This is a genomic window from Kordia aestuariivivens (assembly GCF_014397005.1).
Lineage (GTDB): Bacteria > Bacteroidota > Bacteroidia > Flavobacteriales > Flavobacteriaceae > Kordia > Kordia aestuariivivens.
Genome location: NZ_JACGWS010000010.1, coordinates 169,350 through 189,470, shown reverse-complemented (window position 1 = coordinate 189,470; position 20,121 = coordinate 169,350). Strand labels below are relative to the sequence as shown.

The 20,121-nt window shown below is 35.4% G+C and carries 18 protein-coding genes; 9 read left to right on the top strand and 9 right to left on the bottom strand.

Annotated elements, in window-relative coordinates:
• Positions 1–74: 74 nt before the first annotated feature.
• The 3 genes from H2O64_RS16535 to H2O64_RS16525 all read left to right on the top strand — a co-directional run bounded on the left by H2O64_RS16535 (position 75) and on the right by H2O64_RS16525 (position 3,259).
• Positions 75–260 (top strand): hypothetical protein, encoded by a 186-nt coding sequence (locus tag H2O64_RS16535; protein WP_187563321.1) that lies wholly within the window; start codon positions 75–77, stop codon positions 258–260.
• 165 nt (positions 261–425) lie between these two features.
• Entirely contained in the window at positions 426–1,694 is a 1,269-nt protein-coding gene (locus tag H2O64_RS16530; RefSeq protein ID WP_187563320.1) for an amidohydrolase, read from the top strand.
• Between the two features lie 5 nt (positions 1,695–1,699).
• Positions 1,700–3,259 (top strand): FMN-binding glutamate synthase family protein, encoded by a 1,560-nt coding sequence (locus H2O64_RS16525; protein ID WP_187563319.1) that lies wholly within the window; start codon positions 1,700–1,702, stop codon positions 3,257–3,259.
• Positions 3,260–3,351: 92 nt separating this feature from the next.
• Here H2O64_RS16525 and H2O64_RS16520 read toward each other — a convergent pair whose 3' ends face one another.
• The 3 genes from H2O64_RS16520 to H2O64_RS16510 form a co-directional block, all read right to left on the bottom strand.
• On the bottom strand, positions 3,352–3,831 hold the full coding sequence (locus H2O64_RS16520; protein ID WP_187563318.1) for a hypothetical protein: 480 nt from the start codon (positions 3,829–3,831) through the stop codon (positions 3,352–3,354).
• Between the two features lie 150 nt (positions 3,832–3,981).
• On the bottom strand, positions 3,982–4,626 hold the full coding sequence (locus H2O64_RS16515; RefSeq protein WP_187563317.1) for a hypothetical protein: 645 nt from the start codon (positions 4,624–4,626) through the stop codon (positions 3,982–3,984).
• Between the two features lie 140 nt (positions 4,627–4,766).
• The gene (locus H2O64_RS16510) at positions 4,767–5,315 is read right to left on the bottom strand and encodes a hypothetical protein (protein ID WP_187563316.1); all 549 of its coding nucleotides are present in this window, start codon (positions 5,313–5,315) and stop codon (positions 4,767–4,769) included.
• 277 nt (positions 5,316–5,592) lie between these two features.
• On the opposite strand from H2O64_RS16510, the gene H2O64_RS16505 reads away from it, so the two are divergent.
• On the top strand, positions 5,593–6,117 hold the full coding sequence (locus tag H2O64_RS16505) for a DUF7935 family protein (protein WP_187563315.1): 525 nt from the start codon (positions 5,593–5,595) through the stop codon (positions 6,115–6,117).
• Between the two features lie 17 nt (positions 6,118–6,134).
• Here H2O64_RS16505 and H2O64_RS16500 read toward each other — a convergent pair whose 3' ends face one another.
• The 5 genes from H2O64_RS16500 to H2O64_RS16480 all read right to left on the bottom strand — a co-directional run bounded on the left by H2O64_RS16500 (position 6,135) and on the right by H2O64_RS16480 (position 15,077).
• Positions 6,135–7,028, bottom strand: coding sequence for a patatin-like phospholipase family protein (locus H2O64_RS16500; protein WP_187563314.1), 894 nt, complete (start codon positions 7,026–7,028; stop codon positions 6,135–6,137).
• A complete protein-coding gene (locus H2O64_RS16495) occupies positions 7,025–9,184 on the bottom strand; it encodes a M1 family metallopeptidase (RefSeq protein WP_187563313.1) in 2,160 nt (719 codons plus the stop codon). Before H2O64_RS16495 ends, H2O64_RS16500 begins: the two co-directional genes overlap by 4 nt.
• Before the next feature lie 79 nt (positions 9,185–9,263).
• Positions 9,264–10,979 (bottom strand): peptide-N-glycosidase F-related protein, encoded by a 1,716-nt coding sequence (locus tag H2O64_RS16490; protein ID WP_215907185.1) that lies wholly within the window; start codon positions 10,977–10,979, stop codon positions 9,264–9,266.
• A gap of 135 nt (positions 10,980–11,114) precedes the next feature.
• A complete protein-coding gene (locus tag H2O64_RS16485; protein ID WP_187563312.1) occupies positions 11,115–12,761 on the bottom strand; it encodes a PQQ-dependent sugar dehydrogenase in 1,647 nt (548 codons plus the stop codon).
• A gap of 18 nt (positions 12,762–12,779) precedes the next feature.
• Positions 12,780–15,077, bottom strand: coding sequence for a TonB-dependent receptor (locus H2O64_RS16480; RefSeq protein ID WP_187563311.1), 2,298 nt, complete (start codon positions 15,075–15,077; stop codon positions 12,780–12,782).
• A 292-nt stretch (positions 15,078–15,369) separates the two neighbouring features.
• On the opposite strand from H2O64_RS16480, the gene H2O64_RS16475 reads away from it, so the two are divergent.
• Positions 15,370–16,086 (top strand): DUF6090 family protein, encoded by a 717-nt coding sequence (locus tag H2O64_RS16475; RefSeq protein ID WP_187563310.1) that lies wholly within the window; start codon positions 15,370–15,372, stop codon positions 16,084–16,086.
• 7 nt (positions 16,087–16,093) lie between these two features.
• Here H2O64_RS16475 and H2O64_RS16470 read toward each other — a convergent pair whose 3' ends face one another.
• The gene (locus H2O64_RS16470) at positions 16,094–16,354 is read right to left on the bottom strand and encodes a hypothetical protein (protein ID WP_187563309.1); all 261 of its coding nucleotides are present in this window, start codon (positions 16,352–16,354) and stop codon (positions 16,094–16,096) included.
• A gap of 110 nt (positions 16,355–16,464) precedes the next feature.
• On the opposite strand from H2O64_RS16470, the gene H2O64_RS16465 reads away from it, so the two are divergent.
• The 4 genes from H2O64_RS16465 (at position 16,465) to H2O64_RS16450 (ending at position 19,931) form a co-directional block, all read left to right on the top strand.
• Positions 16,465–17,244 carry a HipA family kinase gene (locus tag H2O64_RS16465; protein ID WP_187563308.1) on the top strand — a complete coding sequence of 260 codons (780 nt, stop codon included), beginning with the start codon at positions 16,465–16,467 and terminating at the stop codon, positions 17,242–17,244.
• Positions 17,234–17,617, top strand: a complete 384-nt coding sequence (locus H2O64_RS16460) for a DUF3037 domain-containing protein (protein WP_187563307.1) — start codon at positions 17,234–17,236, stop codon at positions 17,615–17,617. The genes H2O64_RS16465 and H2O64_RS16460 overlap by 11 nt, the downstream gene beginning before the upstream one ends.
• A 69-nt stretch (positions 17,618–17,686) precedes the next feature.
• Positions 17,687–18,382, top strand: coding sequence for a hypothetical protein (locus H2O64_RS16455; protein WP_187563306.1), 696 nt, complete (start codon positions 17,687–17,689; stop codon positions 18,380–18,382).
• Between the two features lie 34 nt (positions 18,383–18,416).
• A complete protein-coding gene (locus tag H2O64_RS16450) occupies positions 18,417–19,931 on the top strand; it encodes a M20/M25/M40 family metallo-hydrolase (RefSeq protein WP_187563305.1) in 1,515 nt (504 codons plus the stop codon).
• Positions 19,932–20,121: the final 190 nt, after the last annotated feature.

Here is a 20,121-nt window from a genome sequence, read left to right as displayed (position 1 = left end):
AATATTACGAGCATTCGTAATGATCAAGTTTTCATATTTTATAATTCTAACTTATTGATATAAAACTTTTAATTATGGAAAAACAAATCTTAAAAAAATTGGCGCTAGAAAGAGCGGTTGTTTCAAGTTTTCATGTTAAAAACGATCCAATGCTAGCTGGGTTTAAAGTAAATTCTAATAATTTTCAGTGTGATGATGATGATGACTACAATGATGATTATGACTATGATGACGATGATGATATTGGCTATGATTATTAGTACTTAAAAAAAGAATATTGACTACAATAACAGAAGCTTTCAGGAAACTGGAAGCTTTCTTATTATACCTTCTTTTGTAAATAGCGTTTCACAAACAAAAAAATTGAATATATTTGAATTTCCTGTAAACAAACTATGTTTACAATCATCCAATCTTACACTATTATGAAAAAACTATTACTTGCAGTATTTTTTCTTGGCTTTTGTTATACACATGCACAAGACGTATTTGAAAAGGATATTGATGCTATTGAAGCAAAACTCATTGAATGGAGACGTGATTTTCACGAGAATCCAGAATTGTCAAATAGAGAATTTAAAACTGCGGAAAAAATTGCCAAACACCTTCGTTCGTTAGGTTTAGAAGTACAAACAGGTGTTGCACATACTGGTGTTGTCGGAATCTTAAAAGGTGATCTTCCCGGAAAAGTATTGGCTTTACGTGCTGATATTGATGCACTTCCAGTCACAGAACGTACAGATATTCCTTTCAAATCAAACGTTAGAACTACGTTTAATGGTGTTGAAACTGGCGTAATGCATGCATGCGGACACGATACACATATTTCCATATTAATGGGCGTTGCAGAGATTTTTTCAAAACATAAAGATAAAATTAGAGGAACCATCAAGTTTATTTTCCAACCTGCGGAAGAAGGCGCACCAAAAGGCGAAGAAGGCGGCGCAGAAATGATGGTAAAAGAAGGTGTCTTAAAAAACCCTGATGTTGATGCCATTTTCGGATTGCACATTAGCGCTGGACAAGATGTTGGAACAATCAATTATAAAGCTGGCGGAATTATGGCTGCTTCACAGAGTTTTGAAATCAAAGTAAAAGGAAAGCAGAGTCACGGTTCACGGCCTTGGTCAAGTATCGATCCGATTATGACAAGTGTAAAAATTATTGACGGATTGCAAACCATCATCAGTAGAGAATCTGAATTGACGAAAGAAGGCGCTGTGATTACTATTGGAAAAATTACAAGTGGTGTTCGTAGCAATATCATTCCTGAAGAAGCAACGATGATTGGAACCATTCGCACATTAGATTATGACATGCAAGCATTCATTAACAAACGAATGAAAGAAATGGTTCCCGCAATTGCAAAAGCATACAGAGCTGAAGCAACTATAGAAATTGAAAAAGGATATCCTATTACCTATAATGATCCAAAACTAACAGCACAAATGTTGCCTTCATTACAAAAAGCAGCAGGTGCAGACAATGTAAATATAATTAGAGCGATTACAGGCGCAGAAGACTTTTCGTTCTTTCAAAAAGAAGTACCAGGTTTGTATTTCTTCTTAGGCGGAAAATCAGTTGATAAAGAAGCAACTTCGCATCATACACCTGATTTTTATATTGATGAAAGCGGAATGAAACTCGGCGTAAAAACGTTTATTCAATTAAGTATCGATTACCTAAATAACTAAATTATATGGATGCAGTTTTACACTTTTTAGGAAGTATTTCATGGTGGATGTGGATTCTTATTGGGCTTGCTATTGTTGCCATTAGAGATATTTTACAAAAGAGTCATACTATAAGTCACAACTACCCAATTGTTGGTCATTTTCGATATATGCTTGAAAGTATTGGTCCCGAAATAAGACAATATTTTGTAGCAAATAACCGTGAAGAATTACCGTTTAACCGTATTGAACGCGGCTGGATTTATGCTTCTGCGAAAAAAGAAAACAATTACGAAGGTTTTGGAACTGATAGAGATATTTATGCGCATCATCATGTGTTTATTAATAATGCCATGATGCCATATCAAATAGCTGAAAATCATCCCAATGCAATTGATAAAACATTTTTGCCATGTGCCAAAGTTATGGGTGAATTTAATAAAAGAAAACGTCCGTATCGTCCAGGTTCAGTGATTAATATATCAGCAATGAGTTTTGGTTCATTGTCTGCGAAAGCAGTAGAATCCATGAATAAAGGTGTAAAAATGGCTGATGCCTATCATAATACTGGTGAAGGCGGATTGTCTCCGTATCACAGTAATGGTGGCGATGTTGTGTTTCATTTCGGAACAGGTTATTTTGGGGTTCGTGCGGAAGATGGTGGTTTTTCTATGGAGAAAATGATCAAACTGGTAGAAGATAATCCTTTTATTAGAGCCATTGAAGTAAAATTATCACAAGGTGCAAAACCCGGAAAAGGTGGTGTTTTACCTGGTGCAAAAATTACTTCTGAAATTGCTAAAATTAGAGGTGTTGAAATTGGGAAAGATGTATTATCACCTCCAAATCACAAAGCGTTTTCTAATGTACCTGAATTGGTCGATTTTGTAGAAGCTATTGCTGAAGCAACTGGTTTGCCAGTTGGAATTAAAGCAGCTATCGGAAAATTAGAACAATGGGAAGAATTGGCTGATATTATGAAAGCTACAGGAAAAGGACCAGATTTTATTGCGGTTGATGGCGGCGAAGGCGGAACCGGAGCTGCGCCACCAAGTTTTGCCGATCATGTATCATTGCCTTGGGTATACGGGTTTACAGATTTGTATAAATTATTTCAGCAAAAAGGATTGACAGAGCGTATTGTGTTTATTGGAAGTGGAAAATTAGGTTTTCCTGCAAAAGCTGCAATGGCGTTCGCAATGGGCGTTGATTGTATTAATGTAGCACGTGAAGCTATGATGAGTATTGGTTGTATTCAGGCTAAAGTTTGTCATACGAATAAATGCCCTTCAGGAGTTGCTACACAAAGTAAATGGTTGCAAGCCGGAATTGATCCGACATTAAAATCAGTTCGATTGGCGCAATATTTTAAAACATTCCGAAAAGAGTTTATTGAAATTACACATGCCGCAGGTCATGAACATCCGTGTCAATTCAACATGAAAGATGTAGAAGTCAATGTAGCCGATCATAATTTATCCAAAGAATTGGACAGTACGTATAACTATGAAAAAACGGTTGTACCGTTTACAAACATGCAAGCTTTGAAAGATTGTGTGTATTTGGGTGGAAATGTGAAGAAATAAGATCGCTGCGCTTTTAGAGTCAAGAAAAAAGACTTTCTATGACAACTTTTTAATTTTTAATAATTGTTGTAGAATAAGAAGTTGCAAATAGATTAGTTATCCTCTAATTCTTCAATCTCCAAGTGAAAGTCATATTGTATGTCTTCATGCAGCGTACTGATTGCTTTTTTAGCCATTGCTAATTGTCGGTCGTATATATTTATGATTTGAAGACTTCGCTTATGTGCGGGCTTTAATTCTTTTAATTTTCCGCAAAAGTGTAATAAAATATCAGCTTCGGTTTCTTTCTTTTTGGAGTATCGAATGTATTTTTTGAGCAAGCGTAAAATTTTACGGATGCTTTTTTTGACATAATATAAACTGTCGTGATTTAACTTTGAAAATTCTACGTCAATTTCCTCTTTAATTTCCCGAATATATTGATCCTCATCGCGAGAGTCAAAAAGTGCATACGTCAGTAATTCTTTGTTTTCTTTCTTAAATTTCGCCAGTTTCAAACAAATCTCAATCAGTTCTTGATGCGTATGTTCTTTTAATTCTTTTTTTAATATTGTTACGGTTACTGGCTTCATGTGTATGTTATGCTTTCGGGATAATTTAAACGTAAAGAACGGTAATTTTAAATTGATGAAGTTTGTAGAGCTTCTCGATGAGAATGTTTTTTACAAATAAGCACAAGCCTTTAAATTTAACAATTATTTACTATGTTTTATAGCCATATTTTACGACTTTTTATTATTTATATTCTCAAACTTCAAACTAATGATTTCTGTTATTTTAACTATTATTTTTGTGGTTAGATTAGTCAATTTATTATTTGTTACACTAATTTTAGTTGCTAATTCGTCTAAATTTTTAAAAGGAGTTTCTTTTGTGAAATCTATTAAATCTTTTGCTTTTTTTGTTTTATGAGCAGCCGAATTATTTCGTATCATACGTAGTTCTATATTATTTTCTCTTTTTAACAATGCAAATTCTCTTCCAATTTCTTTTAATTCATCTATAAACTCAGGCATATCATTGGATTCAAGTTCTTTTCTCAAACTATTGCCAATTAGAGGGTTAATATCATCAAGAAATTCAATTATTGTCATACATAATAAACGTCCGAATAAATTTACTTGAGTTTCACTATTTGAGGTTTGATAATTGTCAAATAAAATAGATATATCATTATACACAATCGAAGAATATAGACAAACATTATAAAATTCGTCATAATTATTAATTCCACTCTTTTGTAAAACATTCCATATTTCACGAGTTGTATCAATATCATCTAGCCTAATTAATTCAGCTTTTTCAAGAGTTTTCCCTAAGTTATTCTTCTCTTTTTTAGAGAATACTTTTTTAGTCCAACTTTTCATTTTTTAACATTTTTTGGTTAATTATATACAACGCATGTATAAAAGGAACTAATATGAATTCTCATTTAGTCTAAATCGATTTGTCTATTGCTAAAACTATAAGAATCCTACTTAAAATCAAAGTTATTAACAAGAATTTTCTATAAGATTCTAATTCTAAAAAATTGATCTGAAAGTATCAAAATCGAGCTGGCTAACAAAATAATAAGAACTGTCCAAAGTTGAAATTTCCAATTTAGTTTGTATTTTCTTGCTATTTTATAAATCATAAAAAATAAAAGTCCACTGATAATTATAGATAGTGTAAACGTTCCGATTCCTAGATATTGACCAACGCGCGCTTCATCATTCGGCATTATAAAATTCATTAGTCCCGCTAAAAGTCGCATATAAAATGCTGTAAATAACAGTGTATAAAGGTATTTATTCCAACCTCTTGATTTTAGCAATATAAAAACAATGAGTCCTTGTATAATCGTTATAATTGGTCCAGAAATAGAAATCAAAGCTTTATGCAGTTCGGTAGGGTTTTGTCCTTTAACAGATGCTGTTCCATTTAATCGCATAATGGTTTCGTATCCTAATAATTCGCTTGTAAGCCAATGTGTAAATTCGTGAATAAACCAAGTGAATGCTACGGCGAGTATTCCTGTTAGAATATATTTTAGGGTAACTTTCTGGTCTTTCATTCGTTTAGTTTGTTGATTTTTTCAGCGCATATACAAGGTATACTTAACAAGAACTCTTGTGAATTTGTTTGTTGTTAAAACTAGAAGAATCTCAACGGAAATCAAAATCATCTCGCATATTTATTAAAAAAACACTAGAAAGGCTTTTGGTAACTTTAAAATAGTTTCCATTGAAAGAAACAGCTATTTTATGAATGTAAACAGTACTTTCATACAATAAATGTTTATTTGCTCAGTTAGTAAAAACGTATTATGTTTGCTAAAACTGCTATTATTTATGGAAGATAGAATTTTTGACTTGTTAATGTATGCTGTCCCAGCAGTTATTACTGGAGGAATTGCTTATTTTTTCTTTAGAGATCACATTGCAAACGAAGATAAAAGAAGACGTTATTTATTACACAAAGAAGCACAAAAAGAAGCCTTGCCAATCCGTTTGCAAGCGTATGAGCGACTTTCACTGTTTTTAGAACGCGTTACACCTTCAAAATTATTAATTAGAGTAGGACCAAATTCTTCTGACAAAACAGATTACGAACGTTTGTTGATTATGAGTATTGAGCAAGAGTTCAGTCACAACTTAGCACAACAAATATATATGAGCGATCAGTGCTGGAGCGCAATTATTGTTTCTAAAAACAAAGTAATCCAACTGATTCAAAAGGCAAATTTATCTGAAAAAACAGATTCAGCAGACAAACTTCGCGAAGTCGTTCTTAGAGAAATGCTAGAAATACCGTCGCCTACGGACGCTGCGTTATCCTTTATTAAAAAAGAAGTTGGAGATTTATTGAATCCTTAAGATAACAATTTATATTTTCATTCTTCTAAGGCTTCATTTTTCATTTTTGCGTAATCGTAGCCTTGTTCCCACCATTCGGACATTTGTTTTTTATTGAAGACTAATGAATTATCCGTGAGCTTTGTAGGTGTAAAATAAAGGTTGAGTTTTACATCTCTAAATTTAGCAGATAACTTTCCAATATTTATATCATGTCGTTCTACTTGATCGATTAAAAAGCCAAATAAATCTACCATGAGCGAAAAAGGGTTTCTTCCTAATTTTTTATTGGCTACACCATGTTCGGTTTCTAATATAATGGCATCTATTTCTGTTGCGCCTCTTTTAATGGCTTCATGAATTGGAACAATACATCCAAAACCTCCATCGGCATATTCATCACCATTTTTTGTAACCAAACTCATGAAAGGAACATAATTACAGGAAATCCAGATCCAATCACAAAAATCGTCGTACTCGTAATCCTTAATTGATTTATACTCAACGCTATTTTTAGTAAGATTAGTCACCGTGACCACAACTTCTTTCCCGGAAGCTTTTAACCTTGTAAATTCTTCTATTGGAAATTTTATCCTGATCAGTTTTCGGAGCTTTTTTGTTTCTCCAAAAGTTCGTCTTCCTCTCACCTGCTGTGCAAAAACATTAAAATAATTAATACTGATAAATGTTTCTCCTTTTTTCTTTCGAACGATAAATGGGTTTCTGCTAAAAATACTTCGCTGGTTTACAGATGTGTAAATATTTTTAAGCTTTGGCACATCATCTAAACCTAACAAAGGAGCAATTAAACTTCCTGTAGAAGTTCCTAAGAACATATCGTATTTCTTATTTTGTTCCTCCATAAGATACTGCGCAACGCCACCAGCAAATGCACCTTTACTTCCTCCTCCAGAAATTACAATTGCTTTCATTTAGTAGTCTTTCGTTTGTTTAAATATGCTTTCTCTTTATCGTTGAGTAGTTTTTCTACGCGTTTCAAATTTGGCGTGTATTCAGGATTCTTGATCAATTTGTCTAGTAGGTTTCTGCAAAACGAAGCAAATCGCCAATTGTGATGCAAGGCGCCATTGACCAAATCGGCTAGGTTTTTATCGCTGAACGCTTGCAATTCGTTGATGTATATAAAAGCATTTTGACGGACTTCAAAATGATTGCTACGATCTGTATAGCCTGAAAGTTCTTTATAATAGAATGGCGTGTTATTTCCACTATAACTTTTGGTGACAATTGCCAACGTGAGCCACAAAATTCGGAAACTCTGATCGCTAAATCCTTGTATATTTTTGGTTTGATCTAAATACTTCTTTTGATCTGCGGGGAAATTTGCCCATAAATTGTACAAGGCGGCTTCTTTTGTCACATAAGAATCGTCATTCAAGAGGCTTTCGTATTCAGTTTTTAATTCTAGTGGAATTTTTGTCAATGTTTGTGCTATCGCTTGACGGATTTTGATGTTGTTGGTTTGGAAAGCTTCTTTGTACGCTCTTATTTGAATATCAGAAGTTTCTTTGGGTAGATTTTTAACTAAGTTTACAGCTAGTTCTTCAGAAACATATCCTTTATTTTTATCTGAACCAAATAGTTTGATAACACTACTTATACTGAAACAAATATTTGGATGATTTGTTTCTCTAAAAGAAGCTACTTGTGCTGGTGCACCAAGCATTTCACCTAAATATGCAAACATACTTTCCTTGTTAATTCTTATATCTTGCGTAAGCAATTTATCAAAATCATAAAAATCATCAGACAATTGCGCATTTACCAACCAGGTTTTCACAAACGTATCTAAATTTTGTCCACTTTCTGCTTCAACTATTTTGATAAAATCATCCGTTTCAACACTGTTGAATTTATACGTGTTCAAATATCGTTGTACAGCATTTTTAAAAGGCTTCTCTCCTACTTTTGTTCGCAAAACATGCAAAGCCCAAGCGCCTTTTTGATAAAACGTTAAACTGCTTGCTTTCGGATTTAACAACGATTCTCCTTTTCCATCATTCATCGCTTGCAATTGTAATGCTGATTGGTATAATTTCCAATAGAAATAATCATCGCCAAAGATTTCTTTTTCCGCTAAGAGCGCATAATACGTTGCAAAACCTTCTTGCAACCAATGATGTTCACCACTTTTTGCGGTGACTAAATTTCCAAACCATTGATGCGCGAGTTCGTGCGCATTTACGTTTACGTAGTTTTTGTCTATAAAACCAATACTATCAACCACAAAACTGTCCGAAAATAAGGTAGCACTTGTATTTTCCATTCCTGCGTAGAGAAAATCTTTTACAGGTGCTTGTTTGTAATTTTGCCATGGATACGCAACGCCAATTTCTTCTTCTAGGAAATCAAAAATTCGTTTCGTGTGACGATACGTTGGTTCAAATTTTGCTTCATCTTCAGGATAATAATACATTTCTAGCGGAATGCCACTTTTAGAAATCTCCACTTTCTTTTTATACTTTCCTATCGCGAAAGCCACCAAATAACTACTCATCGGTTGCTTCATGTCAAAATACCATTTCGTCAACGAATCATTGGGCGATTCTTTTTTGAGTAAATTTCCATTTGCAATGACTTCGTAACGCTTATCAAACGTGATGCTAAAGTCAAACTCAACCTTTTCATTTACATCATCAAAACTTGGCAACCAATTGCTTGTGTATTTTCCTTGTCCTTGTGTCCACACTTGTTGTCTGCCATCTTTTGCATTCCAATCAATAAAATACATCGCTTTTGCAGGATGCGTAAAAGCTGCCAATCCTACGGTATGTTTCTCGCCTTTTTTAAAATTACTTTTAAGAATAATCTTTTTATCAACGTACGAACTTGTGCCTTCAAAACTTTGTTGATAGATTTTATACGTATCAACTGATCTCAGATCGAAATAAATAGAATCGGTATCTTTTAAAATCTCAAAGGTGTACTGAACATCAATCCCAACTTCTTTCAAAGTAGGTCGAAGTACAATATCAACAGTAGCAGTTTTAAAATCAACAATAGCAGTTTGTTGCGCGAATCCTGTAAAGGAAATACAGTATATAAAAAGAAGGAAGATATATTTCATGTAGTGGTATAAAACAAATAATACACCAAAATAGTATATTTTGATGTATTATTTAATTCAATTTATAATTTCTATCTACTTAATCTGTTACAGTTGGCTTCACAATTGGCGTAGTACTTTTTACTACTACAAAGGTTGATGTTGCATAATATGCGCCTGTTTGCCCAGAAGTTGTTCCACCGTCAGAAGTCCAATTTTGATAATCATATTCAAACGTAAATGTACTTCCATTCATTGCCGTACTAAACGTATCTGTCCTTACTGGAACTGCCATTCCTGGGCACCAACCAGCTCTGTCTGGCGTCCAATTTCCTGATTGTGGTTGCACAGGATTAGAAGCACAACCTATTGGCGACATATTGTGTTGGAACATATTTGCGCCGTTAATTTTTACATTGTGGGTTCTAAAACACCATTCTGCACACGGTCTGTTGTCACTATCTACAGGCGTAGCGTGTCCCCAACCTGAAATAATAGTACGTAACTCTGTTGCTTCTGCATTCGCAGGAATTGAAATGGTTTTGGTTAAATCCCACGTCATTGGATCAATAGTTACTCCATAAGGCACACCCGAAGTTGACCAAGCGTCATAGGTAATCACATCTGCAATTGCATAATATTCATAATCTGGTGTTCCTTCTACATAATCAAATTCAACTGATAATTCCCAACCGTCAGATCCCCAGGTTTCAATACGTGCGTACAATTCTGTACTTCCTTGTAATAAGGATTTAAAATCTGTGACATCAATCTCAAAACCACGTGCTAGTTGCGAATTATCTACTCCATACGGTGTGATATAACGGCCAATTTCATAGAATTCTCCTGATGCTGCATCTTTTACTTTAATGTTTGCATACACATCCCAAGCATTACATCCGCCAGCTGGACAACGCAATTTCACATACATCATAATTTGTTCAATGTTGGACATTGTATTGTGCAATGCGTAGGTATTTGTTACTGTTTGATTGAATCCGCCACCAAAAGCAATTCGCTGGTTATCAAACGTTTGATAATTATGTCGTACAGCTGTTCCAGTTCCTGCAAGATCGATTGTTTGATTGGTTACGCCCGTAGCTGCAAGTGTAATGACGCCTGTTTGCGCGCCAAGATCTGTGGTCCCAGGAATAAATCGCACATATAAATCTTCCGCAGTTACATTAATTGCTGTATGATTGTATGTTGCTGTTGTTCCGAATGTAATATTATCGGTAGAAATTTCAAAAGAACCCGTAACCGTTACGGTAACATCATTTTCTAAATTCAATCCTTTTACTTGAACCGTTTGCGCAGAAGACATCGTTCCAACATTGACAGCGCCTAAGTTAGCAACCGTTCCAATAATTTGTATTTCTCTTGCTATTTCTAACGCAGTTCCTGTAAGCGCTATGTTGATGGTATCAAATTCACCAGACGTAATTGTTAATGTACCTGTCAATGCTCCTAAAGACGTAATTGATGGCGCAAAACGCACATAAATTGTATTGCTTTGATTTGCTTGTGTTGCTGTTAAGCTTACGCTAGAACTAAAACTAGTATTGTCTTTTGAAATCTCAAAAGCACCAGAAACATTCATAGTTACAGATTGCGATAAACGTGCGCCTGTCACAGCGACTGTTTTTGGTGAAGAAATTGTTCCTGCTTGAATGGATTCAAATGTAATACTCGTACTCGCTGCACTAAATGTAGGAGCTGAAACGCCAGATCCATCGTCGGATTTACACCCAATGAATAGGAATGTAAACGCCAAAAATGTGTAGCATAGGTTTTTAATGGTTGGTTTGCTTTTCATGTAATTTTATTTTGCCATAAATGTAAGTAAAAAAGATGAAACTTTATCCCAACAAAAAACCTCAAAATGTTGATTTTGAGGTTTTTTTGTATATCACTGAACAAAGTCAAAAAAGGTAGTTGATCGGAGTCGAAACTACTTCTTCTTTACTTTGCTTATTTGTTCCGCTGTGAATAACTGATTGCTGGTATTTCCCCACGTATTCGAGGTATAATTCATCACGTCGGCAATTTCTTGATCGCTGAGTCCTAGTGGTGTCATGACATTGTTGTATTTTTTACCATTCACGATGATTTCACCACTCAATCCGTATTTAATAGATCGGATGCTTTCGGTTACTTTATCTTTTAACCAATCCGATTTTGCTAATGGAGGAAATGTTTTGGCAACGCCTTCTCCATTTCCTAGATGACATTGTACACATACTTTATTATAAACAGCTTTTCCACGTTTCAGACTTGCTGCCATTACTTCTTTATCAAATTTTTCAGAAACGTTTGGCTTTTCAACGGCAACTTTTTCTGTTACTTTCTCTGTCAATTCTGTTGTTTCTGTGGTTTCTGTTGTTTCAGCAGTTTTTGGAGTTTCTTTCGGTGTTTGTTTCTTATTTGAATTCAAAACCATTTTATAGATTCCTTTTCCATCAATTCCAACATAAATAAAACCGTCAGGACCTTGACGCACCGAACGCACACGTCCAATTCCGTCTAGTAATTTTTCGCGATTGGCAACTTTTTCATCGTCTGTTAAGATTAACAATTCTAAGTATTGAAACTTTAATGAACCAACCAATAAGTGTCCGTTTAATGCTGGATAGCGATCACTTGTCACAAATGCCATTCCGCTTGGCGCGATCGATGGAACCCAATAGTATAAAGGTTGTTCCATACCTTCACGAACTTTTTCGTCAGTAATAGTTGTTCCACTATAATTGATTCCATACGTAATAACTGGCCAACCATAGTTTACTGCTTTCGTCACAGGATTGATTTCATCGCCGCCACGTGGACCGTGTTCATGCACCCAAATTTGTCCTGTGCGCGGATTGACAGCCATTCCTTGCGGATTTCTGTGTCCGTAAGAGTAAATCGCTGTTTTCGCATCTTTCTGTCCCACAAACGGATTGTCTTCCGGAATGCGTCCGTCATCGTGTAAACGATATACTTTTCCACCATCTTTGGTGATATCTTGTGGATTTTCGTCACGTCGTCCTCTATCGCCAATCGTAAAATACACATAGCCTTCTTTGTCAAATGCAATACGTGAACCAAAATGATGCGCCGTTTTTACATTTGGACTTCCTTGATATAGTTTTTCAATAGATGTCAACGCATTGTCAACGATTTTAGCTCGGATCAACGCGGTATGACTTCCTTTTTCTTTTTTGTCTACAATAGAATAAGTAATGTACACCCAACCATTATCGTTATAATTTGGATGTAACATAACATCTAACAATCCACCTTGATTTTTCGCAAAAACTTCTGGCACATTTTTGATTGCTATTTTTTTACCATCTTTTACATGATATAAAATTCCTGAACGCTCTGTAACCAGCATACTTCCGTCGGGAAGCCATGTCATTCCCCACGGAACATCAATTCCATCTACGACTAATTCCGAAGCATAATTTTGTTGATCTGTTACAATTTCTTCCGTTGGCTTTACGGCAGTTAACGGCGTTTTGGGCGTGATTTCTGCTTTTGCAACTTCATTTTGTTTCTTTCCACAAGAAATAAAGAACAGCATTGCTAAGCTTAATAAACGTACGGATAGTTTCATGGTGTGTATATTAAAATTTTAAAATCTATAATTTAATTGAATTCCGCCATACATATTGAACGGAAGTCCTGGATAAAAATAACGCGCTGACGTATCATTTCCAAATGCATTTACTTGTAATTGTGATGTGTATGCGGTATCAAATATATTGTTTGCGCCTATTGATAGGTCATATCTAAATTTTGTTCCAATGGTATTCTGATAGCCTATTTTACCATTTAACAATTCAAAAGCATCACTATATACGGTGTTTTCATCATTTGCGGGCATTTTGCCAACGGCTTGAAAATCGAGTCGTCCATAGAAACCTTTATAGTTTGTTATTTCAATTCCTAAATTTACAACAGATTTTGGAACTCCAGTTAGGTCATTACCAGAAAAGTTTGCGTTGGTTTCCGTAAATTCTTTGAACTTGAAATCATTTACGCTTGCATTTATGTATGAATTCAGCTCGAAATGTTTGTTTTTTAAGACTTCATACCGAATTGCCGCTTCTACTCCGTTGTGCGTTGTCTTTCCTGCGTTTAGCGTGATATTCTGATCGGTTGCAGTTCTGCGATTGACCAATAAATCACTGACAGCCATGGTGTAGACGGAAACTGAACCTGATAATTTTCTATTTGTCGTGTTGAATCGGGAACCGATTTCAAAATTCCAGCCGCGTTCTGCTTTGATGTCTGGATTGAAAACGCCATCGGGCAATAAGGTCTCTTCCGTAGTTGGTGTTGAAAAACCATGCGCAATGCTTCCAAAGAGATTGAAATTGCTTGAAACTTCATAGTTGACACCTAATTTTGGAGAAATAATCGCGTCAAACGTATAGTCTTGTTCGCCTTCTGAAGTATTGATTTGATCGTCAACCGTATATTTTGTTTGATTCAAATGCAATCCAAGACTGATAGATAGTTTTTTTCGTGTGTAAATTGCTTCCGCGAACAGATTGAAATAGTTTCTGTTTTCGTTGATGTTTGATAGGATATCGCCCGCTACACTTCCTGTTCCATCAGGGAAATCTTGATAGAGATTGTCAAACTGTTTTCCGTTGTAGTTATTAAAGAACAATTCGCCACCAACCGACCATTTTAGGGAACTGTCTGAATATAATTTTGTGGCTAATAAACGTGTTCGTACACCAAACGTTGTCGCTTTTTCTTCGAGAATATTAAAAGGTCGCGGTTCGTAGTTGTTATTAAAACTTGTAAATACGCTCGTTTTTTGTGTGTAGGTTTCGTTGTAATCATGTTTCCAATTGATTCCAAACAAGGTTTTTTTGAAATCTTCAAAACCGCGTGCATTCTTCCAGAAGGTTGCTGCATTTCGTGGTGAATTCTCGTAATCTTCACGATTCAACGAACTTGGGATAAATGCTTTGAGACTTGTGTAGTTTCCGATAAACGTGAGTTCATTGGCATCATTTATAAACCAATTAGACGTTATGGCTCCTGTTGCTTTGTCAAGCGAATTATTGTCACGATATCCATCGGAATGTGTGTTGCTGTAAATAACGTTTACATTTGCATTTTCGCCTCCATGCGAGACTTTGGCAACGGTTCTGAAGAGTCCAAAACTTCCAACCGTGCTGTATACATTCGCGCTTGACGCATTAAAAGAAGCATATTCAGGATATAAAAGAATGGTTCCGCCCAAACCAACACCGTAACTGCTCGATGAAGGTCCTTTGTGAATTTCCATGCGTGAAATTGAAGCTAATTCTAAATCTTCAATTGCCGATTCGCCATTTCCGTCTGTTAGTGGGATGTCTGCATAATACGCACGAATGTTAGCTGTACTAAACGGACTTCTTGCGCCAATTCCTCTGATGGTAATTCGGTTTGTACTCAACGTACCACTTTGCATGTATACGCCGGGAACTCTATTTAATATAGGTGCTAATTGTACGGTGTTTTCACTATTAATTTCACTTTGTGTGACAATGCTTATAGCTTCCGTAGCTTGTTTTAGTTTTTGATTGATCGTGATTCCGTTAATGACAACTTCGTCTAGCGCATTTGAAGTTGCATACATAGCAATGATGATGTTTTCTTTAGCTGCGTTTAGTAATGTATATGTGTAATAACCTTCATGGGAAATGATTAGTCGAGCATAAATTGTTTTGGTAGGTATTGAAAATTTTCCTTTCGCATCAGATTGCACGCTCTTTTTGGTATCGAAATCTGTAATTGTTGCATTTTCCAACGGAACGTTGGTGGATTGATCAATGACAGTTCCTTCAAGAATATACTGTGCCATGACAGCCGTAGAAGCACCTAAAAATAATAAGAAAAAGAGAATGGTTTGTTTCAATTGTGTTGGCAAGCTGTAAGTTTTAGATTGTGAAATTACGTAGATTTTTATTGATTTGTAAATCGTTGTGTAAATGTAACACTTCTTTAGTTGATTGTTAATTAGACTGTTTGTATTTTTAGACTTATTTGGACTTTCTTAGACTTACTTAGACTTGTTGGACTTACTTGGAATACTTGGAATATTAGATTTTTTTATGCGAGCGGAGTCGAAGTATTGGGCTTACTTAGGGATACAAAATTATAAGTATCCGACTCCGCTGTAATTTTTATATATTCGTAGTACTTGTAAAAACTACTCGTGTATGCTCAATTTGTTTAGAAAGAAACGTGATAAAAGTTTGAAGGAGAATAATATCCGAAAGTATGTAAAGTATGCGCTCGGCGAAATTATTTTAGTGATGATCGGGATTTTGTTAGCCTTGCAAGTGAATACATGGAATGAAGGACGAAAAGATCGTATTAAAGAGAAAGCTATTTTAGGTGAGCTCCACAGGGAGTTTTCAAAGAATTTAGCTGATTTTTATCCTGTAAAGCAATACCAATTCAACACGTTTAATAGTGGAAATATTGTATTTAGAAATCTTCCGAAAATGCACATTCCACAATCGAGAGATTCTGTCTATAAATATGTACAAGGCATGTTTGGTGGCTATTCGTATCATCCTTCCAATGGCGTTGTGGAATCGTTGATTAGTTCAGGAGATTTTAATTTGATTCGAAATGATTCACTCCGAAGGCATTTGGTTTCGTGGAAAGATGTATTGACAAATTATACTGGATACGTGGAAATTGACATCAATTTATGGTCAAACACAATAGAACCCTATGTGATCAATCATGGGAATTTTTTAAAAATGAACAGTGAAGAAAATTTACAATTGATTCAAGATCCTATCTTTATCAATATGCTCGTTCGTAAGCAACATTTTAATAAAAATATTGTGAACTCCATTAAAGGCGAAAATAGCATTGAACACTATATGAAAGAAATTATACGACTTTCGAAGGTGAAAGAATAGTCAAACGTTATTTGCGTCCAATATCATCTACTTCGCGTATCACTGGCTTTCTTGAAATCCATTTTAAACCAAATCTGATTAAAAGAAAGGCTATTACAGCCAAGAAAAGTATCCCACATATAAAACCTGCTATATAGGCAGTATCGTTAGCTATCCCGGTTTGGGACTTGCCGAAAATTTCTTTAAGTGATTTTGGTAAGCTACTCAACAATCCTAAGCTTATAAAAATACCGATCACTAAAAATATATATCCAAAGACTTTTTTCATAAGGCTTCAAATATAGAAAATTATCCACTAAGTACCACATATACATTTTTAGCGAAACGAATATTATTTCACAGCAGTACGAATAGGTTTCTTTTTCTATCTTAGCAGGAATGAAAACCATTGATATCCGAACCGTAAATGTGGTTCAATACATAAAACCGTTGCGTGAAGGCGGTTCACTTCCAGCCATTGTAAAAGCAGACGATGACTTTCTCTATGTATTAAAATTTAGAGGCGCAGGACAAGGAAAGAAAGCGTTAATTGCCGAACTGATTGGTGGCGAATTAGCACGCGCTATAGGATTAAAAATTCCGGAATTGGTCTTTATGAATTTAGACGATTCATTCAGCAAAACCGAACCTGACGAAGAAATTCAAGATTTATTGAAGTTTAGTGTGGGTTTAAATTTGGGATTGCATTTTTTATCAAGTGCCATTACGTTTGATCCATTAGTTACTTCCGTAGATGCGCTAACGGCTTCTAAAGTTGTGTTGTTAGATAGTATCATCAGCAACATTGATCGTACGGTAAAAAACACCAATTTACTCCACTGGAATAAAGAATTGTGGGTAATTGATAACGGCGCAAGTTTTTATTTTCATCACAATTGGACAACGTGGGAGAATCATTTGACAAAAACGTTTCCTCTCGTCAAAAATCATGTGTTATTAGCGAAAGCTACACAATTAGCAGACGTTGCAAAAGATTTTTTATCGATACTCACAAAAGATAAGATTGAAGAAATTGTGAACACTATTCCTGAAGATTGGTTACAACACGAATCTGATGCGTTGACACCTGACGAAATGAGAGCTGCATACATTAAATATCTGCTTGCAAAACTAGCAATGATTGATTCACTCGTAAAAGAAGCGGAAGATGCAAGATAAAGTTACATTTGAATACGCCATCATTCGATTGATGCCCAAGGTAGAACGTGAAGAGTTCTTCAATATTGGTGTGCTCCTATTTTCGAAACGTAAAAAATTTTTAGATATAAAATATCACATTGATCCAAAAAAACTAGCTGCATTTTCATGTGAAATTACACTTGATGAATTAACAGAATATTTAAAAGCTTGGGAATCTATTTGTAAAGGCGCTCCGCATGGTGGCGAAATTGGAGCACTCGAAGTTTCGGACCGTTTCCGATGGTTGGCAGCTTCCAAAAGCACCATGATTTTATGTTCGCCAACACATTCAGGTTTATGTCATGATCCTACAACAGAACTGGAAGATATTTTTCAGAAGTATGTGTTGTAGCGTTTTGGCTTTTGGCTTTTGGCTTTTGGCAAAAAAAATATTTTAATCAAATCTCATTATACATTAATTATGAAAAAACACCTTCTCCTATTCATCTTTGTATTGAGTACAGTTGTTTCGTTTGCACAAGACAAACCCACGCCCTATCCTGATTTTGTGGGACAACAATTAGATGCCATTGAAAGCAATCCAAATTGGAAACTTCTTACCAAAGCTACGGGCGATCTAACTAATGACACGATAGATGATGTAGTTATTGTGATAGAATCCAAAGAAGATTTTGTAGAAATCCGTTGTGCTGATTGTCCAACATCGTTAAGTAAAGCGCGAATCATTTTAGTCTTACTTTGTAAAAACGATGTATATACGGTACACATTCAAAACAATGAATTCATTCCACGATCGGATGAAGGCGGCATGGCATCACAAATTGAACCAGATATAAGAATAGAAAACAATCAACTTACTATTCATCAAGAATATACGCGTTCTCAAACAGCTTACATATTTGAATATCAGAAAGATTTATTTAATATCGTAAGCGCGGAAAGTAATAGTGTTCATGCAGCTTCTGGTGATACTCGTAATTCTGTGTTCGACTTTAGTAAAAACGAAATTACGATTACAGAAGGTAATATTTCTAATGAAGAAGAAGAATTAAAAAAAGAAAAAGTAACGGTCATTAAATTTGATAAAAAAGCCAAACCGCTTTCCGAATTCAAAGCGATGTACGAATGGGAGATTGTGAAATATTACAATTTATAGTTATGTGTAAATATATTAAAATGCGTGTCAAATCATGAAAAAAATCCAACTATATACAATTACCGTCATACTTTGCTTGTTTAGCATTGCCACACATGCACAAATAAATTGGGACACAAAGATTCAAGATAAACTTCCTGATATTCTCAAAAAACATCGTGAATTGGTGAGCATTCCAAATGTAGCTTCGGACGAAGAAAACATGATGAAGAATGTGGACTGGGTAACTACAGAATTTGAAAAACTCAATTTCAACGTTTCGATTCTTAAAACTTCAACCTTGCCTGTATTTCTAGCAGAAAAAGAAGTTGATCCGAAAGCGAAAACAATCTTATTTTACCTGCATTTAGATGGTCAAGCCGTGAATCCTGCCAAGTGGAATCAAAAAGATCCGTTTCGTCCAGTGTTGAAAGAACAAGATGCAGAAGGCAATTGGCAAATTATCAATTGGTCACGAATCAAAACGCATATCAATCCAGATTGGCGTGTATTTGGTCGCGCTGCCGCAGATGACAAAGCACCAATTATCATGATGCTTTCCGCCTTGGAATTGTTACAAAAGCAACAACAAAAGCTATCGTATAACATTAAAATTATTCTCGATTTACAAGAAGAAACCCGATCGGAAGGTTTTTTAAGCACATTAGAAACCTATAAAAAACGCTATGCAGCCGATTATCTAATTATTATGGACGGTCCGGCACATCCAACCAATAAACCAACGTTGACGTTTGGTTGCAGAGGAGTTGCTACGTGTAATATTAGCATTTATGGTGCAAAATTACCACAACACAGCGGACATTACGGAAACTATGCGCCAAATCCTGTATTTCGCATGTCACATCTGTTGGCAAGCATGAAAGATGATACTGGAAAAGTTGTTATTGACAATTTTTATGATGGAATTGAATTGGACGCTGAAACACAAAAACTACTCGCGCAAGTGCCCGATGATAATGAAGTTATTAGAACTGGTTTGGGAATTGCAAAAGCAGATAATGTTGGAAAGAACTATCAGGAATCCTTACAATATCCTTCGTTAAATGTGCGTCACATTGAAACTTCTTGGAAAGGTCCTGGCTTAAAAACCATCATTCCAGAAATTATAACTGCTTATATCGATGTACGTTTGGTGAGAGAAACTGATGGTGCAACACAATTAGAAAAGATTAAAAAACACATTGAAGCGCAAGGATATTTGGTTTTAGACCGCGATCCGACTGACGCAGAACGCTTGAAACATCCTAAGATTGCAAAATTGACGATGAATCCGGGCATTAATGCATTCAGAACTGATATTAATTCATTGATTGGAACTACGCTGCGAGAAACGCTAGAAAATGAATTTGATGAGAAACCCATCTTAATTCGCACGATGGGCGGAACCGTTCCGATTACGCCAGCCATACAAGTGTTGAACATTCCTGCAATCATTGTTCCGATGGTGAATATGGACAATAATCAGCACAATCCGAACGAGAATATTCGTATTGGCAATATTTCGCAAGGTATTAAGATGTGTTTGGCTATTTTGTCGATGAAATTGTAGGTTGGACTCGCTTCGCTCTAGAATATTAGTCACACTTCGCTTTTGGTATCGCTTTGCTCTTGGACTCGTTCCCTCGTAGGCGGGAATCTCTTGGATTGCTAGATAAATAAATTAGACTGTGTCACATCGAGCATTATTGAATTTAAAATACATTTTGATTGAAAACACCTAGCATAGCTATCGAGATGCT

Coding starts and splice junctions, on each gene's coding strand:
- H2O64_RS16535 (WP_187563321.1), top strand. CDS start 75: ATGGAAAAACAAATCTTAAAAAAATTGGCGCTAGAAAGAGCGGTTGTT.
- H2O64_RS16530 (WP_187563320.1), top strand. CDS start 426: ATGAAAAAACTATTACTTGCAGTATTTTTTCTTGGCTTTTGTTATACA.
- H2O64_RS16525 (WP_187563319.1), top strand. CDS start 1,700: ATGGATGCAGTTTTACACTTTTTAGGAAGTATTTCATGGTGGATGTGG.
- H2O64_RS16520 (WP_187563318.1), bottom strand. CDS start 3,831: ATGAAGCCAGTAACCGTAACAATATTAAAAAAAGAATTAAAAGAACAT.
- H2O64_RS16515 (WP_187563317.1), bottom strand. CDS start 4,626: ATGAAAAGTTGGACTAAAAAAGTATTCTCTAAAAAAGAGAAGAATAAC.
- H2O64_RS16510 (WP_187563316.1), bottom strand. CDS start 5,315: ATGAAAGACCAGAAAGTTACCCTAAAATATATTCTAACAGGAATACTC.
- H2O64_RS16505 (WP_187563315.1), top strand. CDS start 5,593: ATGGAAGATAGAATTTTTGACTTGTTAATGTATGCTGTCCCAGCAGTT.
- H2O64_RS16500 (WP_187563314.1), bottom strand. CDS start 7,028: ATGAAAGCAATTGTAATTTCTGGAGGAGGAAGTAAAGGTGCATTTGCT.
- H2O64_RS16495 (WP_187563313.1), bottom strand. CDS start 9,184: ATGAAATATATCTTCCTTCTTTTTATATACTGTATTTCCTTTACAGGA.
- H2O64_RS16490 (WP_215907185.1), bottom strand. CDS start 10,979: ATGAAAAGCAAACCAACCATTAAAAACCTATGCTACACATTTTTGGCG.
- H2O64_RS16485 (WP_187563312.1), bottom strand. CDS start 12,761: ATGAAACTATCCGTACGTTTATTAAGCTTAGCAATGCTGTTCTTTATT.
- H2O64_RS16475 (WP_187563310.1), top strand. CDS start 15,370: ATGCTCAATTTGTTTAGAAAGAAACGTGATAAAAGTTTGAAGGAGAAT.
- H2O64_RS16470 (WP_187563309.1), bottom strand. CDS start 16,354: ATGAAAAAAGTCTTTGGATATATATTTTTAGTGATCGGTATTTTTATA.
- H2O64_RS16465 (WP_187563308.1), top strand. CDS start 16,465: ATGAAAACCATTGATATCCGAACCGTAAATGTGGTTCAATACATAAAA.
- H2O64_RS16460 (WP_187563307.1), top strand. CDS start 17,234: ATGCAAGATAAAGTTACATTTGAATACGCCATCATTCGATTGATGCCC.
- H2O64_RS16455 (WP_187563306.1), top strand. CDS start 17,687: ATGAAAAAACACCTTCTCCTATTCATCTTTGTATTGAGTACAGTTGTT.
- H2O64_RS16450 (WP_187563305.1), top strand. CDS start 18,417: ATGAAAAAAATCCAACTATATACAATTACCGTCATACTTTGCTTGTTT.